Source organism: Corynebacterium sp. HMSC035E02 (genome assembly GCF_001836065.1).
Classification (GTDB): Bacteria; Actinomycetota; Actinomycetes; order Mycobacteriales; family Mycobacteriaceae; genus Corynebacterium; species Corynebacterium hiratae.
Genome location: NZ_KV827310.1, coordinates 23,193 through 39,653, shown reverse-complemented (window position 1 = coordinate 39,653; position 16,461 = coordinate 23,193). Strand labels below are relative to the sequence as shown.

General features: G+C 62.3%; 11 protein-coding genes. 3 read left to right on the top strand and 8 right to left on the bottom strand.

Annotation, left to right across the window (positions count from 1 at the left end):
- Positions 1–3: 3 nt before the first annotated feature.
- The 3 genes from HMPREF2635_RS02150 to HMPREF2635_RS02140 form a co-directional block, all read right to left on the bottom strand.
- Entirely contained in the window at positions 4–1,128 is a 1,125-nt protein-coding gene (locus HMPREF2635_RS02150) for a metallophosphoesterase family protein (RefSeq protein ID WP_070681005.1), read from the bottom strand.
- Positions 1,129–1,192: 64 nt separating this feature from the next.
- Complete coding sequence (locus HMPREF2635_RS02145) at positions 1,193–2,026, bottom strand: SWIM zinc finger family protein (RefSeq protein ID WP_070821203.1); 834 nt, start codon at positions 2,024–2,026, stop codon at positions 1,193–1,195.
- Positions 2,027–5,098 carry a DEAD/DEAH box helicase gene (locus tag HMPREF2635_RS02140; protein WP_070821202.1) on the bottom strand — a complete coding sequence of 1,024 codons (3,072 nt, stop codon included), beginning with the start codon at positions 5,096–5,098 and terminating at the stop codon, positions 2,027–2,029. It lies immediately after the preceding gene.
- 242 nt (positions 5,099–5,340) lie between these two features.
- On the opposite strand from HMPREF2635_RS02140, the gene putP reads away from it, so the two are divergent.
- Positions 5,341–6,903 (top strand): sodium/proline symporter PutP, encoded by a 1,563-nt coding sequence (gene putP / locus HMPREF2635_RS02135; protein WP_070547258.1) that lies wholly within the window; start codon positions 5,341–5,343, stop codon positions 6,901–6,903.
- 109 nt (positions 6,904–7,012) lie between these two features.
- On the opposite strand, the gene HMPREF2635_RS02130 is transcribed toward putP, so the two are convergent.
- Positions 7,013–8,353, bottom strand: a complete 1,341-nt coding sequence (locus HMPREF2635_RS02130; protein WP_070821201.1) for a lipase family protein — start codon at positions 8,351–8,353, stop codon at positions 7,013–7,015.
- A gap of 194 nt (positions 8,354–8,547) precedes the next feature.
- Between HMPREF2635_RS02130 and HMPREF2635_RS02125 the strand changes: the two genes are divergently transcribed.
- Both HMPREF2635_RS02125 and HMPREF2635_RS02120 read left to right on the top strand, forming a co-directional pair.
- Positions 8,548–9,090 (top strand): HNH endonuclease family protein, encoded by a 543-nt coding sequence (locus HMPREF2635_RS02125; RefSeq protein ID WP_046648901.1) that lies wholly within the window; start codon positions 8,548–8,550, stop codon positions 9,088–9,090.
- Positions 9,091–9,137: 47 nt separating this feature from the next.
- Positions 9,138–9,581, top strand: coding sequence for a DUF2269 domain-containing protein (locus tag HMPREF2635_RS02120; RefSeq protein ID WP_070821200.1), 444 nt, complete (start codon positions 9,138–9,140; stop codon positions 9,579–9,581).
- Positions 9,582–9,685: 104 nt separating this feature from the next.
- On the opposite strand, the gene HMPREF2635_RS02115 is transcribed toward HMPREF2635_RS02120, so the two are convergent.
- From HMPREF2635_RS02115 to HMPREF2635_RS02100, 4 genes are all read right to left on the bottom strand, one after another.
- Positions 9,686–11,692, bottom strand: coding sequence for a DEAD/DEAH box helicase (locus HMPREF2635_RS02115; RefSeq protein WP_070821199.1), 2,007 nt, complete (start codon positions 11,690–11,692; stop codon positions 9,686–9,688).
- Between the two features lie 76 nt (positions 11,693–11,768).
- Positions 11,769–13,319 carry an ATP-binding protein gene (locus tag HMPREF2635_RS02110; RefSeq protein ID WP_046648898.1) on the bottom strand — a complete coding sequence of 517 codons (1,551 nt, stop codon included), beginning with the start codon at positions 13,317–13,319 and terminating at the stop codon, positions 11,769–11,771.
- Between the two features lie 58 nt (positions 13,320–13,377).
- Positions 13,378–14,556 carry an imidazolonepropionase gene (gene hutI / locus HMPREF2635_RS02105; protein WP_070821198.1) on the bottom strand — a complete coding sequence of 393 codons (1,179 nt, stop codon included), beginning with the start codon at positions 14,554–14,556 and terminating at the stop codon, positions 13,378–13,380.
- A gap of 21 nt (positions 14,557–14,577) precedes the next feature.
- Positions 14,578–16,254 (bottom strand): urocanate hydratase, encoded by a 1,677-nt coding sequence (locus tag HMPREF2635_RS02100; RefSeq protein ID WP_049155138.1) that lies wholly within the window; start codon positions 16,252–16,254, stop codon positions 14,578–14,580.
- Positions 16,255–16,461 lie beyond the last annotated feature (207 nt).

The following is a 16,461-nucleotide window of genomic DNA, read 5'->3' as shown; positions in this document are numbered from 1 at the left end:
GGTTTAGGCTCCCTTCGCGCTGAGGCGGAACAGCAGGTTGGCAGCGTCGCGGGCGGTGGGGTTGTCCAAGTCCTTGAGCAGCTCCGCTAGCGCATTGGCGGCATAACCACTCAAGCTCAGTTCGCTGAGCTCTTCTTCCGAGGGCGCCAGATGCAGGTCCATGGTTCTCTCGCGCGGCTTGAGGGAGGCAAAAACCTCCTCCATCTCCGCCAGGCCTTGCTCCAGACGGGCCTGCGCGCTCAAACCCACGGTGCCGCGCAGGCTGTACTTGACTGCGGTGCGAATCTTCTCCGGCACCGCGTCCAGCTGTTCCAGGAAGCCCTCGACATCCTCCATGGAGTCGATGTCCGCATCAATCGCCCGGAAGTCCCAACGGCCAACGCGGTGCTTGACGACGTCCACCCGATCCCCCTCAACGGTCACCACCAAGGCGTTGCCCGAATCGCGCTCCCTATCGTCGAAAGCGGTGGTCTCTGGGCTGCCCGAGAACCACACTTTGCCGGAGCGGCCCAAGGATTCAGTGGAGTGCGTATCCCCCAGCGCCAAGTAATCGATAACCCCCTTATCCAGACACTCCTCCACGAAGGCGAGGTCGATCGTATCCGCATCCGAGTCCTCGCCTTCGCCCGCGCGGGATTCCACCTGGCCGTGGCCCACCGCGATGCGAACCGCACCCTCCTCGGCAGGCGGCAGCGGCTCCAGCGCGCGGCGCACGAGGTCATAGTTGGCCCGCTTGGACAGGTAAGGAGCACCGACGATCTCCACGCCCGGGCGCACCGCAATCGGCTCCGAATCAGCAATCACGTGCACGTTATCCGCAAAGGAGTTGAAGAAGATGGAATCCGCCACGAGAGGGTCATGGTTGCCGGGCAACAGGTAGACCGGAACCGGCAGGCGCTTGAACATATCCTTCGCCCGCAGCAGCGTGGACCTGCTCAAGGAGTTGTGTTCAAACACGTCACCGGCCACGACGATGAACTCGGCACCCGTCTTGGTGGCCAGCTCCCCCAGGCGCAACACCGCCGCCTCGCGGTCATCATCAAAACGCGATTGCGCCGCGGGACTTAAAAACCAGCGGGTCATGCCCAGCTGAAAATCGGAGGTGTGGATGAACGTGACCGCGGCCATGCAAACTCCCTACAACGTGGTCCAGGGCTGGGCGTGTGAGCCCCTCCCCTTAAGGTGGCAATGTCTAGTGCGTCAGATGATAGTAAAGGTCCTCGACATCGGAGACCGCCCGAAGCAAATCTATGTTCGTATGGCTGACGGAGCGCATGGCCTTGCGCAACAGTTCCGGGTCGGAATCATCCACCGCAGGAGCGGTCTTGGGCTCCGGCAACGGCGGCAGCTCGCGCCCCTCCCAGAACAAAGCATTGCGTTCCTCGGCCGAGATTTCAGCGGCCGCAGAAGCGGAAAACGAGTCCTCCGAGGCCGCCTTGGCCTGCTCGATGACCGCTTGCTCGAGCCGCGCGAAGTCGAGGCCACGCAGGGCAAAAATCACGGAAGGATCGGCATCCATCCGGGCCGCGAGGCGGTCCGCCACCGCCACGACGTGCTTGCACACATATTCCGGGTCGGGGCAGGTGCAGGAAAAGCGAAGGTCGTCGGGGTATTCGGCGATGAGGATGTCGAGGGAGGCGTCGGCAAGCATGCCCTCCCTGGCTTGCGCCACGGAGTTCGGGGTGCGCGCGAACACCTCCGACAGCCGCCCGATGTCCTCGTTGTTGCGGTAGGGCACCTGGATGAGCACCGCGAAAGGCTCGTTCTGGGAGCCCGCGACCTTGCCGTGCACCGCGCCATTGCGCACGTCAAGGCCCACGACATGACCCTCCGTGGCGTACTGGCGCCCGCGGCGAATGCGACCGGAATCCGTTTGCTGGTTGACAAAGTTGAGCAGGCGCGTGGCCGCCGGCTGCATGGTGCGCACGCGGTCGACGCGATTGACCTCTTCCGGCGTGCTCACGCGCTTGCGGGTGCCGAAGTTGGCGTAGATGACGTTATTGTCTTCCGGGTTCTTCGGTGCCATTTACTTCTCCTGCTCCCTATAACTCATGAGATCCGCCAGCTGCTCGGGGCTCAGTTCGGTGAGCCAGCCCTCGCCCTCGCCCACGACAGCACCGGCCAGCTGCGTCTTGCCGTCGAGGATGTCCTGGATGGATTCCTCCAAGGTACCGGCGGTAATCATCTTGTACACCTGCACGTTGCGCTGCTGGCCAATGCGGAAGGCGCGGTCCGTGGCCTGGTTCTCCACCGCCGGATTCCACCAGCGATCCATGTGCACGACAATCGACGCCGCCGTGAGGTTCAAGCCTGTACCACCCGCCTTGAGCGAGAGCAGCATGACGGGCGCGCCATCCTCGGCCTGGAATTCCTCCACCATCTGGTCGCGCCGGTTCTTGCTCACGCCGCCGTGGAGAAAGGGAATCTCGCAGCCCAGCTGCTCAGAGAGGTAAGGCTGGAGGACGTCACCGAAGGCCTTGTACTGGGTGAAGATCAGCACGCGCTCGTGAGATTCGATGGCCTGGTCGATGATCCGCATCAGCTCTTCCACCTTGCCGGAGCGGTGCTTGCCTTTGATGGTCACGGGGCTGCCATCGGCCAAGAAGTGCGCTGGGTGGTTGCAAATCTGCTTGATGCGGGTCAGCGATGCCAAGATGAGGCCGCGGCGCGAGATCCCCTCCTTCTTCTTTGCCAAGGCCTGCTCCACGTCATTGACCAGAGCCTTATAGAGGGCTGCCTGCTCATCGGTCATGCGCACGGTGATAATCTGCTCGGACTTCTCCGGCAGGTCATCGATGATATTCGGATCCGTCTTGAGGCGGCGCAGGATGAACGGGCCGGTGAGCAGGCGCAGGCGCTCCGCCATAACATCGCTGCCTTCGCGCTCGATGGCCTTGGCAAAGTGGTTGCGGAAGAAGGAAGCTGAACCCAGGATCCCGGGGTTGCAATAGTCCAAGATGGAGCGCATTTCCGACAGCCGGTTCTCAATCGGCGTGCCGGTCAGCGCCACGCGGTGCCGCGAGGGGATGGCGCGCACGGCCTTGGAGGAGCGCGTGGAGGCGTTCTTGATCGCTTGGGCTTCGTCGAGGACCACGCGATCCCACTCCACCTTGCTCAAGGTCAGGAAGTCACGGCTGACCGTGCCATAGGAGGTGATGACGATATCGGCGTTCTGCGCCGCCGTGACCAGCTCCTCGCCCTTTAGGCGCCCGGTGCCGTGCTGCACCATGACCTTAAAGTCCGGCACGAAGCGCTTGGCTTCCCTAGCCCAGTTGCCCACCACGGAGGTCGGGGCAACCACTAGGGTGGGCTTCCACGCCTCCGCTTCCCCCTCAGTCTCATGGGCAGCCTTCTCTACCGCCAGCAGGGACAACAGCTGCAGCGTCTTGCCCAAACCCATGTCATCCGCCAGCACCGCGCCGATGTTGTTGCGGGACATCCAATACAGCCAGTCGACGCCCCGGCGCTGGTACTCGCGCAGCTCGGCATGGACCGTATCGGGGATCTCCACGCGGTCGGGCGCAGTACTGTCCAGCCCGCCGAGCAGCGAGGTGTGCCACTCGGAGCCGGTGAAGGCAACGGGGTCCTCCGCCATCGACTTCAAGGCCATCTCGCGCAGGTCCGCCAGCGTGACCGCTTCTTCTTGTTCACCCTCGTTGAATTCCTTGCGGCGGCGTTCCACCTCGGCCACGAGTTCTTCCCAGCCGGGTTGTTCCAGCTGGCGGGCCATCTCGGCGGTCGCGGCGAGCTGCTCGAGCTCCTTTAGGGCGCGCTGGCGGGCGGTATCGGCCAACTCGCGCATGTATTGCGAGATCTTGTTCAAAGCCTGTGTATCCGCCATCACCCACTCGCCGCGCAGGCGAATCAGGCCGGACTTGGAGGAGATGAGCTCGTGCATTTCGGCGTCGGTAAGCTGCGTATCCCCCACCGAAAGTTTCCAGTCATAGCTGAACAGCTTCTCCATGCCGATGTGCGCCTTGGTGGCGGCATCGGCTGGATCACGTACCTCTGTGGTTTCCAGCTTGGCCTTGGTCTCCATGTGGGACCAGGCCTTGGGTAGCAGCACGGTAAAGCCGGCTTTGCGCAGGGCGGCGGCGTCGTGAGTGACAAAGTCCACGAGCTGTTCCGTGGTCAGGTAGACGTCCCAATCGCCCGCATTTCGGCTCGCCGGCGCGGAATTGTACTTCAGCCGCGGAGCCACATCGAAGGCATGGCGGCGGGCTTCACGCAGCTTCTCGACGCTCCCCCGGTCCAACTGGTCTTGGCGCACCGGCATTGGCGAATCGGTACCGGAGCGAACTAGCAGGCGGATCGGCCACGCTGCGTCCTCAACGGAGACATTATCATTTGGTGGCTCCTCCACGAGGAACACGAGCTGCAGATCGACGGAGGTAATGGAGTCCTTCCACTCGTTGAGTCCGCGCAGCAACTGCGCGCGTCCCTTCTTCACCGGCGAAGTTCTCAACAGCGCCTGGGCGAAGTCATGCCAGGGTGCTGCGCGCGGGGCGTCGATCTGCGGGCGCAGCTGGGTATAGGCAATCCAGTGCGTGAGCTCATCGGCCAAATCATCAGAGAGAGCCCGGTTATTAATGGAGAGGATGCCGGGCGCGGAGGCTAGCATCTCCGCCAGCCAGCTGCGCTCGCCCAAACCGGAGGCCAGTTGCCACATGGGGTACCACTCACCGGCTTGATAGGACAGGCGGATGGTCACCCGGCCAGCGCGAACAAACCGGAAGAGGCCACGATAAGCACGGATGAGCCACAGGAGATCCGGCGCGATGGTCGCGCGCTGCTCTGGGGTGGCCGCTTGGCTATCGGTGTCGAGGTATTCCAGCTTGGCCAATGTTTCTACCGCTTCATCTGGGGCGAACATAGCCATGGGCACCATGAGGGAAACATCTTTGCCCTTCGGCGTACGCAGGGAGACTCGCGCGCGGTTGCGGAAGGTCTTCTTGCTCAGGATGCTATCGACCACATCCGGGAAGGTTCCCCCTGGGACTGCTGAGGGCATGATGATTTTGTGCCCTTCGACCTGTTCGATCCATAGACTCAGGCCGGAGACGGGCAGCCAGAGGCCATGCAGCAGGTAAGAAGCCATAGGGGCCAGTCTAGCAGCACGCCTTTTGGGGACGGGGTCGCAGAAAGTTCCCGAATCCTGCCTAAATAGACAATCGTTATAGTCTCGTTACATAACGACGTAACACCAGTAAGACCGTACAATAAGCTGTGACCAAGGTAACCAAATACTGGTCAACCAGCCAATTTTCAGTTGGGTAGGAGCTTGTGCCTCGTTAGCGTGGTTAGGTCCTATTTTTTAATCTCAATCTCAAGGAGAGATCAGTGCAAGACTCCACTTGGTATGTCGTTGCGATGATCATCTACCTGCTTGCCATGGCCGCTATCGGCTTCTGGAGCTACAAGCAGACGGATGAGTACGACGACTACGTTCTCGCCGGCCGCGGCCTCCACCCGTTCGTAGCCGCCCTATCCGCCGGCGCTTCCGATATGTCGGGTTGGCTGCTCATGGGCCTGCCTGGCGCTTTGTTCCTGACCGGTATGTCCGAGCTGTGGATGGCGATCGGCCTCCTCATCGGTGCTTGGGCCAACTGGAAGTGGGTCGCGCCGCGTCTGCGCTCCTACTCCGAAATTGCCGGCAACTCCATTACCGTGCCCTCCTTCTTTGAAAACCGCCTGCACGATAAGTCGCGCCTGCTGCGCATCATCGCGGCGGCCATCATTATCTTCTTCTTCACCTTCTACGTCTCCTCCGGCATGGTGGCCGGCGGCCGTTACTTCGAGTCCAGCTTCGGCGGCGACTACATGGTCGGCATGCTCGTCGTGGCAGCCGTGACGGTCTTCTACACCTTCGTCGGTGGCTTCCTGGCGGTGTCCTACACCGATACCGTTCAAGGCCTGCTGATGTTCGCCTCGCTCATCATCGTGCCGATCATGGTGCTCTTCTCCTTGGATAACCCGGGTGAGATCTTCAGCTTCGCCGCTGAGAACCCCTACGCCACCGGTGGCGTGATTGAGAACCCCAATTACTTCTCCCTGTTCTCTGGCGTATCCGCCGCCGTCATCATCGGCAACCTGGCCTGGGGCCTGGGTTACTTCGGTCAGCCGCACATCATCGTGCGCTTCATGGCGCTGCGCAAGCCTTCCGACGCCCGCGCGGGCCGCTTCTACGGTGTGAGCTGGATGGGCATCTCCCTGATCGGAGCCATCTTCGTCGCGCTCTCCGGCACGGTCTTCTTCACTGAGACCAACCACTCCATCACCGACCAGGAGAACTACGAGACCATCTTCCTAGACATGGCTCAGGTCATGTTCCACCCGCTCTTTGCTGGTCTGGTTCTAACCGCCGTTCTGGCAGCCATCATGTCCACGATGTCCTCCCAGATGCTGGTTGTCTCCACCTCCCTGATTGAGGACCTCTACCTCATCTTCGCTAAGAAGAAGCCAAGCCAGAACGTCCTGATCAACCTGTCCCGTACTGCCGTCGTGGCCATCGCCATCGTCGCCGCTGTGCTGGCAATCAACCCGTCGGATTCGATTCTGGGTCTGGTCGGCTTCGCCTGGGCCGGCTTCGGCTCCGCCTTCGGCCCGCTGGTGCTGCTGTCGCTGTACTGGAAGCGCCTCAACTCCACCGGCGCCATCGCCGGCATGATCACCGGTGCCGTCGTGGCCATCGGCTGGGGCATGAGCCCGCTGGGCGATACCCTTTACGAGTTGGTTCCGGGCTTCATCTCCGCTCTGCTCGTATCCGTCGGTGTTTCCCTTGCTACCAAGGCTCCGGATGAGAAGGTCATCCAGGAATTCGAGGAGGCTACCCGCTTGGCCAAGCTCGTTGAAGAAAACGATGACTTGGACTTCGAGGAGGCCGCGGAGAAGGTTCAGAAGTAGCCTTCGGCCCCTCCCCCTCCTTCTTTTAAACCCCTCGTCGGGCTAGTTCATCACTAAGCTCCGGCGAGGGGTTTGTCTTGTGAACTGAGGTGCCCGAGACACCTTCCTTTTAAGACAGCGCTGCCTCAATAGCCTTGACGGATTCCTTAATATGCGGGACGGTACCAGCCACGTGGGAGCGGGCATCATTCGGAATGAAGGTCACGTTTGCACCGCGCGAAGTCCACTGCTCAACCAGCTGCTCAGCGGTGGAGAAAGGAATCACGTCATCGCCGCGGCCGTGCGTAACCACCACCGGAATCGACGGCGCATCGTAACCAATGTGCTGGTCCGCCAGAATTCGGTCATAGGGCGCAGTAGCAATGAATTGGTCAACGCTGTTGCCCTCATTGCTGATCTGTTCAATGGTGGTTCCTGAAAAGCCAGCCAGCCCCAGGGTGCAGGTGTTGGTGGCGCGCTTGAGAATTGCAGCCCCCTTCTCATTGAGATGAGCGTACAGGTCTTCGCCATAGGAGTTACTCAAGCCCAACAACGCATAGGACTCAAAAAGGAAGTACAGCGTGCCGTCGAGAGCCGGCGGCAGCAACGTCAGATCCGCGGGTGCAGCACCAATCGTTGCTAGCTTGACGTTAAGCTCAGGCGCGTAGTCATCATAGAGTTCCGCTGCTGATGCCGCTGCCCCACCTCCCTGCGAATAGCCGTTAATGAACACGGGGTTGTCACCACTAATATCCCAGCCGTTCAGCTGCTGTGCCGCACGCGCACTATCCAAGACTGCATGCCCCTGGGAGATTCGGTCCATGTAAGTGTGCATTCCTGGGGTACCAAGACCTTCATAGTCTGTCACCACCACCGCATATCCCTTCTTCAAGTATTGCTCGAAGAAGAACTGCTCATAATCCCCCACGCCTTCAGCAATCTTGCGCGACGGCGCACAGCGGTCTGCCACACCCTGGGTACCAGGGGCGAATGCTACAACCGGGCGTGGTCCCGGCTTCGTCCATGCTGCTTTGGGCTCAATAACAATGCCGCTGACTGCCGTTTTCTCTCCCGTGCGGTTGGTAGAGGAATACAGGATGCGCTGGGCCTTGTAGGGGCCGATATTTGTAATTCCGAGGGTATTCGCCGGGTTGCGAACAGGCGCGGAACGGAAAAGCTGGCCGGGGGTGGATGACTCCAGATCTACAGCATCGTGGTAGAAGGCCGAGTATTCATCACCGACCGGACTGTTACCACCAGGTGCTGGTGCTGTGGAGTAATTCTTTAACTCTTCGGCGGCATCCTTAATGTCACCGGATTCGTTGGGGCTCTCCGTTGCTATGGGGTCTTTGAGGGCTTCCTCGGCGAGTGCAGATTCCGGCAGTTCCGGCGCGACGTCCTGCGCAAAGGCAAGAGGGCTTGCTGCAACAACGAGACATGTCGCAGCAAGAATGGGGAGCGGAGATTTCACTGCGTTTCCTTTCTTTTAGCAGTGATAGCGGGATCAGTAATTTTGACATTCTTAATCTATTACCAAGCTAATTATTAAAACTATTCTTATTTTGTCAAGTTTTGTTGACATCGCACCCCACCTCATTGCGTGCTTGGCGGCTCCCCTCCGAGCCCTTCAGGAACCCCTCCACGCTGCGCACAGTCTAAAAGTGCATGAACCTGCGCGCGGCCTATATCGGTTTCCTCTCCATAGCCACGGTGGCCTACGGCGGCTTCCATCTCCTTCCCGGCCCGGACCTGGGTGTGGCTACCGTGCCCGCACGCGTGGAGGCCCCTGGCTACAACCGCGATGACTTCGGCGGCTGGGCGCCGGGCACCCGCGATAACGTCAAAGCAGCGCAGACCATCGACGGCACCCTCTACGATCCTTATGCCCGCGCACCCGCGCCGGAGCGCGTCGAAGTCGACCACGTCTTTCCGCTCTCAGCAGCCTGGGATCTCGGCGCATCAACGTGGCCGCGGGAAAAGAAGATGGCCTTCGCCAACGATCCGCTCAACCTTGTTGCCACTGCCCGCAACTTGAACCAAGCCAAGTCCGATTCCCTGCCGGCGGACTGGCTCCCGCCCGCCGACCGCTGCGACTATTCGCTGCGCCTTGCCGCAGTGGCGCGCAAATACCAACTCCCACTGCCTGCCCGCGACTATGCAGTCATGCGCCACCAGTGTCGATTCGATTTCATATCCCAGCACCGTTAGACTTTCGCTGGGATAAGCCCCGTATAGAAAGGTAAAGCGCACTCCCCATGACAAGCTTGCTCATCTTCCTTCACGCCTTCGCTGCCATCTTGTTGGTCGGTACCGTGTGTATCTCCACCTCCGCCTTCCCCGGCCAGGTGGAAAAGGCCGCTTCCGGTGATGCTTCGGCCGCTGGTGCCGCCGGCATCCTCAACAAGATCACCTCGACCTATGGCTACATTTCCGCCATCGTTCCGGTTATCGGTCTGGCAGTCTTCCTTACCGATCTCGACGCTTACAAGTCCGCTGTTCAGTACCACATCGCCCTCCTTCTCTCCGTCATCGCCTGGGTGATTCTGCTCGTCGTGGTCATCCCGAAGCAGAACAAGGCCATGGCCGCGATTGCTACCCCGGGCAGCGCCGACGTGGCCAAGTTGAAGAAGCAGCTGGCTATGTTCTCCGGTATCTTCAACCTGCTGTGGGTTGTCTGCGCCATCCTGATGTACGTCTAAACTCTTCGGTTTAGGCCTCAACAGATAAAACCTTCCAAGCTCTCAGTGAGAGTTTGGGAGGTTTTCTCGTGCAGCGTTGGGGCCGCTGCGGCGCCTAGCGGAGCCTAGTCGCGCCAGCCCCCGCGGCGACCGCCACGGTCGCGGCCACGTCCACCGCGGTCACGGTCACGGTATCCGCCGCGCTCACCGCGTCCGCGTCCTCCGTAACCGCCTCGACCGCGGTCGTCATCGTAGTTCCGGCGCGGCGGGCGGCCGGTGTCCTTCTGAATCTTGATGAGCTGTCCGGAAATGCGGGTATCTTTCAGACGGTCCAGCACTGCCGGGTCCAGGTTCTTCGGCAGGTCCACCAAGGTGTGGCCCACCGCGATGGTAATCCGGCCGAAGTCCTTGGAAGTCAGGCCACCTTCGTTGGCCAGCGCACCCACGATGGCGCCCGGGCGCACGTTCTGGCGCTTGCCGACGTCCAGCCGGTACGTCTCAAAGTCCCCATCCGGGCGGCGCGGGCCGCGGTCACGGTCGCGGCCGCCGCGGTCACGACCACGGTCACGGTCACCGCGATCACGCCCACGGCCGTCGCGCTCGAAGCGATCGCGCTCGCGACGGTCCTTCTTAGTCACCGGGCGCTCCTTGAGCAGGAAGTCCGTCCCGCCCTGCAGCTGCACGGCCAAGGCCGCGGCGATATCATCCATCGCCACGTTCTCCGCTGCAGAGTACTCGCGCACCATGTCGCGGAAGAACTCGAACTGCTTGTCCTCCTGCGAAGCGCCGATGGAAGCGAAGAACTTCTCCTTACGCTTAGCATTGACCTCATCCGCGGTCGGAAGATCCATCTCCTCCAAGCGGGCATTGGTCACGCGCTCGATGGAGCGCAGCATGCGACGCTCACGCGGGGTGACAAACAGGATGGCCTCACCAGTGCGGCCAGCACGGCCGGTACGGCCAATGCGGTGCACGTAGGACTCGGTGTCATTCGGGATGTCGTAGTTGACCACGTGGGTAATGCGGTCCACGTCGAGACCGCGGGCCGCCACGTCGGTAGCCACCAAAATGTCGAGGCGGCCATCCTTAAGCTGATCGACGGTGCGCTCACGCTGCTGCTGGGCAATATCGCCATTGATGGCGGCAGCGTTGTAGCCGGCCTCCTTGAGGCTATCGGCCACGTCTTCGGTCGCGTGCTTGGTGCGGCAGAAGACGATGATGGCGTCGTAGTCAATGACCTCGAGGATGCGGGTGAAGGCATCCATCTTGTGGCGGTGCGGGGTCAGCAGGAAGCGCTGCGTGATGTTGTCATTCGTACGGCGCTCCGACTTCACCGTGATCTCGGCAGGGTCGTTGAGGTACTGCTTAGACAGGCGGCGAATCGAGTTCGGCATGGTGGCCGAGAAGAGTGCGACCTGCTTGTCTTCCGGGGTGTCCTCAAGAATGCGCTCGACGTCTTCCTGGAAGCCCATGTTGAGCATCTCGTCCGCCTCATCGAGGACGAGGAAGCGCAGCTGCGAGATATCCAGGGAGCCCTTCTCCAGGTGGTCGATGACGCGGCCCGGGGTGCCCACAATGATCTGGGCGCCACGGCGCAGCCCGGAGAGCTGGATGCCATAAGCCTGGCCGCCGTAGATGGGCAGAACTTCGATGCGACCCAAGTGGTCGGCGAAGGACTGGAAGGAGTCCGCTACCTGGAGGGCCAGCTCGCGCGTGGGCGCGAGGACCAGAGCCTGCGGGTAGCGGGCCTCGGTATCGATCTGGGAGAGAACCGGCAGCGCGAAGGCCGCGGTCTTACCCGTACCCGTCTGGGCCAGACCGACGACGTCGCGGCCCTCCATGAGGATCGGGATGGTTTCTTCCTGAATTGGGGATGGCTTGGTAAAGCCCACCTTGGACACGGCTTCCTGAACGTCATCGGGAAGGCCGAGGTGTGCAAAACCCTGGGAGTTGTCGTTGGCTGAAGTTTCTTCAGCGCCGGTGTCCTCAGGGTTATTCGCAGCCCCGGTGTCCTGGTTGGATACCTGCGAAGCGTCCAGAGCTTCGCCACCTTGCGAGTTTTCCTGAGATTCCGACTTATTGAATTCTTCCGGCTCGTTTACGCCGCCGGTGGCGTTATCGGTAATGCTCATTGCTCAGACCAGAGTACGGCACCGGCACCCAATTAGCTATTTCACCGCTGAATTACCCGACCTTTTCCGCCTCGGGCTACTCCTTCGCAGCGTAACGCGTGGCGCGGTCACCGTGTTTGCCGCGCATCGTGACGTGCCCGGACTCGATGAGCTTGCCCAACGCGTAACGCACCTGGCCGCGGGTGAGCTGCGTGCTGTTCACGATGTCCACGAGCGAGAGCTCGCCGTTCCGGCGTAGTGCAGCAAGCACAAGTGCCGGGTTTCCGCCGAGCTTGGCGACGAGCCCGTCTTCCACCACACTGCCCTCCTTCGCTGTCTGTGCTGGGGCAAGCGCGGGCTGAAAGGAAGCAGAGGCGCTGCGAGTCGCGGGGGCGTGCTCGTCATCGCCTCGCCCCGCTCTCCAGAGGATCACGGTGAAGCGAACACCAGTGTCGATGAGGGTCGGCGGGCGCAAGCCGGCTTTGCGAAGGGACGAAAAGACGACCTTCATGCCTCCGCCCTGGCCCTCGATGACGCGCTCGCCATCCTCTAGACGCAACTTCGTGCTCAGTGCATACAGGCGCGGGTTTACAGCGACGGGTGACAGTACCCTTCCCTTGAGTTCTTCCACGGAGATGCCGCGTAGCCCACCCGGGCTAGTCACGATCAGTGCCTGGCGAGTCAGCCGAATGGTGACGAACTTCCCGGCACCTAAGCTTTCCGGCCCGAGGTCTCGGTGGACCACGGCATTAGCTATGACCTCGCGGACCGCCTCGAGGGGAAGCTCGGGAACCTCGCGCAGATGTCCATCCGTGCCATAGACCAAGTCGGTATCGATATTCCGGCGCACCCACGCCACGGCCGCATCCACCAGATCCGGGACGGGCCCATAAAACTCTTCCAGGTTCCGGGTGCGTGGTCCTTCCTCCCCCGCCGGGTATTGCACGGCCGCAGAAATATGCAGGTCAGGAAAGAATCCCTGCGGAAAGCGCCCCAGAGCGTACAAACCGGCCACACTCAGCTGTCCTTGGGCATCGACCACGCGGAATAGCTCCAGTAACTCGGCATCACTCGCACCCCGCAAACGAGGGGTGGCGTTGCGCAGCTCCGCCACTGCTTCTTTGAGCGCCGAATCATCACAAACTTCTAGGCTTGACCCGGGAACGGGTGCTGAGTCATAGGCAATGGCCTCGCGAGCGTGCAGCTTATCCACCTCGATCATGCGGAGGTCATTGGCGCTCATGACATAGTCACCGTCCGCCATGCGCAGGTAGGGCCGCCCCCGATAGAGCGCCGGCCGCTGGTGCGGCAGCACGCCTTCGATGTGGCCGAGCACCACAGCACGCCCTTCGATATGGAGGGTCTGGGTCTCAATGTAAGGCGCGGGTTCCACGAGGGTGCGTGCCTGATCCGCCAGGGCGCTTTCGATAGCGCCAGGATCGTCCACGCCGTGCACCGCAAAGCCGGGCTCCGCCACTCCAATGATGACGGTGCCGCCACGCGGCATGTTGGCGAAGGCACACAGAGTAGCCCCCAGGGACTGCGGCATTCCGCCGCGTCCCGATTTCACCTCCACGGTCGTCGTATCCGACTGCAAGAGGCGACAGTGCTCGAGGTAATCCTCGAGCTGCTCTACTGTCCACATCATACCTGCAGAATACCGCAGACTGCAAAGTTTTACACTCTAGAGTGCGAGACTTTGCTTTCTAGACCTCGCGGCCGCCGACGAAGGTCTTGAACGTCATCGGCATGCCCGGGCGGTAAGCCAGGTGGATAGCGCTCGGGGCATCGAGGACGTGCAGGTCCGCAGCAGCGCCGACTACCAGCGAGCCCTTGGCAGGGCGGCCCTTCGCATCCTTGCCCTCACCGACATCCTGGCGGCGCAGCGCGGTGGCACCGCCCAGAGTGCCAGCAGCAATGGCCTCATCGAGGGTGAGGTGCTGCTGGAGCACGGCCGTCGTGATGCAGAAGTTCATTGCGGAGGTGTACGAGGTGCCCGGGTTGAGGTTGGAGGCGATGGCGACGGTCGCGCCGGCATCAATAAGCTTGCGGCCCGGCGCCAGCGGCTCACGGGTAGACAGATCGCAGGCCGGCAACAACGTAGCCACCGTATCGGAGGAGGCCAGCGCCTCAACATCCGCGTCGCTGAGGTAGTTGACGTGGTCCACGGAGGCCGCGCCCAACTCCACCGCGAGCGCTACGCCAGGGCCCTCGCCGAGCTGGTTGCCGTGCACGCGCACGCCAAGTCCGCGAGCCTTGCCGGCCTCGAGCACGCGGCGCGATTGCTTCTCGTCGAAGGCACCACGCTCGCAGAAGACGTCAATCCACTGCACGTGCTCCGCCACGCCGTCGAGCATCGGGCCCACAACCTCGTCGAGGTAGGTTTCGGCCTCTGCTCCCGGCGGCACGAGGTGCGCGCCGAGGAAGGTCACGTCATCGACGTGGCGGGCCGCCACGCGAGCGGCCTCCACCTCGGATTCGGTATTGAGACCGTAACCGGTCTTCGTCTCCAAGGTGGTCGTTCCACCCCGGCGGGCAGCGGCGATGCGTTCCACCAGGAGTTTTTCCAGGCGCTCCTCCCCCGCCGAGCGGGTCGCGTCCATCGTCACGGCGATGCCGCCGGCCTGGTAGGACTCGCCCGCCATGCGGGCCTCAAACTCGGCGGAGCGGTCGCCATCGAAGATCATGTGGGTATGGGAATCCACCCAGCCCGGCAGAACTGCGCGCCCGCCCAGGTCGACCTTCTCGTCCGCGGCCGGGGCCTCGGAGGCTGGGCCGCTCCAGGCGATGGTGCCGTCGGTGTTGGCGATGAGTGCGGCGTCGGCAAGCGTGCCTGCCTCCGACACCGTGCGCAGCTCTGAGATTCCAGTAAACAGGGTGGACATGATCTTCTTTTCCTCTCTTGTCTAGTCGCGGGCCTTGAATTCCATCGGGATACGCACACCGCGCTCGTCGGCGACTTCCTTGGCGCGAGTGTAACCGGAATCCACGTGGCGGATAACACCCATGCCCGGGTCGTTGGTCAGCACCGCGCGCAGCTTGGCGGCGGCCAGCTCGGTGCCATCGGCGACGGTGACCTGGCCCGCGTGGATGGAGCGACCCATGCCCACGCCGCCGCCGTGGTGGATGGATACCCAGGTGGCACCGGAGGAGACAGCGGTCATTGCGTTGAGCAGCGGCCAGTCAGCCACGGCGTCGGTGCCGTCGAGCATGGCCTCGGTCTCGCGGTACGGGGAGGCCACGGAACCGGAATCGAGGTGGTCGCGGCCGATGACGATCGGAGCCTTGATCTTGCCTTCCTTGACCAGGTCATTGAAGAGCAGGCCAGCCTTGTGGCGCTCGTTGTAGCCCAGCCAGCAAATACGTGCCGGCAGGCCCTCGAACTCCACGTACTCCTCGGCGGCATCGAGCCAGTTGTGCAGGTGCTCGTTGTCCGGGAAGAGCTCCTTAAGTGCTTGGTCGGTGACCTTGATGTCCTCCGGATCGCCGGAGAGCGCTGCCCAGCGGAAGGGGCCGAGACCCTCACAGAAGAGCGGGCGGATGTAGGCCGGAACGAAGCCCGGGAACTCGAAGGCGCGCTGGTAGCCGGCCTTGCGGGCCTCATCGCGGATGGAGTTGCCGTAGTCGAAGACCTCTGCACCCTCGTCCTGGAATTCCACCATGGCCTGGACCTGGGCGGCCATGGCCTCGCGGGCCTTCTTGGTGAAGGTGGTCGGATCTGCCTTGGCCTCGTTGTGCCAATCCTCGACGGTGATTTCGGTGGGCAGGTAGCTCAGCGGGTCGTGCGCGGAGGTCTGGTCCGTAACGATATCCACGGTGAACTCGCCCGCGCGCTGGCGGCGCAGCACCTCCGGGAAGACCTCGGCGGCGTTGCCCACCAGGCCGACGGACAGCGGCTTCTTGTTCTCCTTGGCGTCGAGCACCAGCTTGAGTGCCTCATCCAGGTCGGTGACGACCTCATCGAGGTAGCGCTTGGACTGGCGGCGCTTCAGGCGGGTCTCGTCAACATCGACGATGAGGCAGGCGCCGCCGTTCAAGGTCACGGACAGCGGCTGCGCGCCGCCCATACCGCCGCAGCCACCGGTCAGGGTGAAGGTGCCGGCGAGCGTGCCGTTGAAGCGCTTCTTGGCCACGGCCGCGAAGGTCTCAAAAGTACCCTGCAGGATGCCCTGGGTAGCGATGTAAATCCAGGAACCGGCCGTCATCTGGCCGTACATCATCAGGCCCTCGTCCTCGAGCTTGCGGAAGTGCTCCCAGTTAGCCCAGTCGCCGACCAAGTTGGAGTTGGCGATGAGCACGCGCGGTGCCCACTCGTTGGTCTTCCAAATGCCGACCGGCTTGCCGGACTGCACCAGCAGGGTCTCGTCGGATTCGAGATCCTTCAGCGACTCCACGATGGCATCAAATGCTTCCCAGCTGCGGGCTGCACGGCCGGTGCCGCCGTAGACTACGAGGTCCTCGGGGCGCTCGGCAACCTCGGGGTCGAGGTTGTTCATGAGCATGCGCAGCGGGGCTTCGGTCTGCCAAGACTTGGCGGTGATTTCGGTTCCGCGCGGGGCGCGTACTTCGCGGGGTTCAGACATGACTTCCTTTCGCTCGTGCTTTTCGACGCCCTTCCAAACCCCCAAGGCCGGTTGCCCGGGGCTGTCCCTTGTGGGGCTTGGTCAGCGTCACACATCAGAAGCTACTGTGACGCAGCACCAACTTCTAGGGCTCTTTTTGCCCGCCTGTCTCAGATACAAGACTGTCGCCTGACAGGCACTTCAGCGCCGCGCTGCCTGCAACCCAGA

What these genes read in the sequence shown, in the direction of transcription:
- HMPREF2635_RS02140 (WP_070821202.1), bottom strand. Translation starts at nt 5,098, where the DNA reads ATGGCTTCTTACCTGCTGCATGGCCTCTGGCTGCCCGTCTCCGGCCTG.
- HMPREF2635_RS02115 (WP_070821199.1), bottom strand. Translation starts at nt 11,692, where the DNA reads ATGAGCATTACCGATAACGCCACCGGCGGCGTAAACGAGCCGGAAGAA.
- HMPREF2635_RS02110 (WP_046648898.1), bottom strand. Translation starts at nt 13,319, where the DNA reads ATGATGTGGACAGTAGAGCAGCTCGAGGATTACCTCGAGCACTGTCGC.
- HMPREF2635_RS02145 (WP_070821203.1), bottom strand. Translation starts at nt 2,026, where the DNA reads ATGGCACCGAAGAACCCGGAAGACAATAACGTCATCTACGCCAACTTC.
- hutI (WP_070821198.1), bottom strand. Translation starts at nt 14,556, where the DNA reads ATGTCCACCCTGTTTACTGGAATCTCAGAGCTGCGCACGGTGTCGGAG.
- HMPREF2635_RS02120 (WP_070821200.1), top strand. Translation starts at nt 9,138, where the DNA reads ATGACAAGCTTGCTCATCTTCCTTCACGCCTTCGCTGCCATCTTGTTG.
- HMPREF2635_RS02125 (WP_046648901.1), top strand. Translation starts at nt 8,548, where the DNA reads ATGAACCTGCGCGCGGCCTATATCGGTTTCCTCTCCATAGCCACGGTG.
- HMPREF2635_RS02100 (WP_049155138.1), bottom strand. Translation starts at nt 16,254, where the DNA reads ATGTCTGAACCCCGCGAAGTACGCGCCCCGCGCGGAACCGAAATCACC.
- HMPREF2635_RS02150 (WP_070681005.1), bottom strand. Translation starts at nt 1,128, where the DNA reads ATGGCCGCGGTCACGTTCATCCACACCTCCGATTTTCAGCTGGGCATG.